This window comes from Neobacillus drentensis, assembly GCF_036966985.1.
Classification (GTDB): Bacteria; Bacillota; Bacilli; order Bacillales; family Cytobacillaceae; genus Neobacillus; species Neobacillus drentensis_E.
In genome coordinates this window covers 1-1,020 of sequence record NZ_JBALSN010000722.1, presented here as the reverse complement: position 1 = coordinate 1,020, position 1,020 = coordinate 1, and the positions used below count along the sequence as shown (strand labels likewise).

General features: G+C 38.2%; 1 protein-coding gene. It reads right to left on the bottom strand.

What is annotated here, in order from left to right:
* Window positions 1-917, bottom strand: a 917-nt coding sequence (locus V7659_RS30970) for an amino acid permease (RefSeq protein WP_335543829.1), incomplete at its 3' end; no start/stop codon positions are given.
* Window positions 918-1,020: the final 103 nt, after the last annotated feature.

Sequence of the window (1,020 nt, the reverse complement as noted above, 5' to 3'; positions counted from 1 at the left end):
ATTCGGCTGGTTGAAAATAATCCGCTGTTACATGCAGATGCCGCTGATGTTAGGACAACAAAATTGATAATACCTGCAGCAATTGGAATACCTACTAAGCTAAACGTCTTAACAAATGGACTATTGGCAGCATTCAATTCTGTCCAAGGATTGATACATAAAAGAATGAATAGGGCTCCTACATAGAAAAATAAGATTCGCAGCGGGATTTTATTAATGGCAGATGGAATATTTTTTTTTGGATTAGATGTTTCCGCTGCAGAGACACCGACTAATTCAACACCAACAAATGCAAAGACAACCATTTGAAAAGACAGAAAGAAACCTGATATTCCATTTGGAAAAAGACCACCGTGTCCCCAGAGATTTTTGACTGTAACTGTGCCTGAATCGGTTTGAAATCCAATAAACAATAAAATGATCCCTATTACGATTAAAGCAAGAATGGTAATGACTTTGATGATTGCAAACCAAAACTCTAATTCTCCAAATAGCTTTACGGTTAGTAAATTCAATCCCAATAATAGAAATAAACAGACTAAAGCAGGGATCCATTGAGGGATATCGAACCAATATTGCACATATACCCCGACAGCAATAATATCAGCCATGGCAGTCATGATCCAACAAAACCAATACGTCCATCCTGTCACATAACCTGCCCATGGTCCAATATACTCCTCCGCAAAATCAGTAAATGATTGATAGCCCGCATTCGATAATAGCAGCTCCCCAAGTGCCCTCATCACAAAAAAGCATGCAATACCCACGATTAAATAAGCAAATATGATAGATGGTCCTGCTAACTGGATCGCTCTTCCTGAACCAAGAAATAAACCTGTCCCAATCGTACCGCCAATCGCGATCAGTTGTACGTGTCGATCTTTTAAATCTCGTTTTAATTCTTGTTTTGCCATTTTCATTTCCTCCTTATTTTTGTAAATTTCGAGTTGTGAAGAGATGAACAAAAGGTTAAAAACCATAAAAAAAGAGACTGGATCAGCTCCAATCTCACGGTCA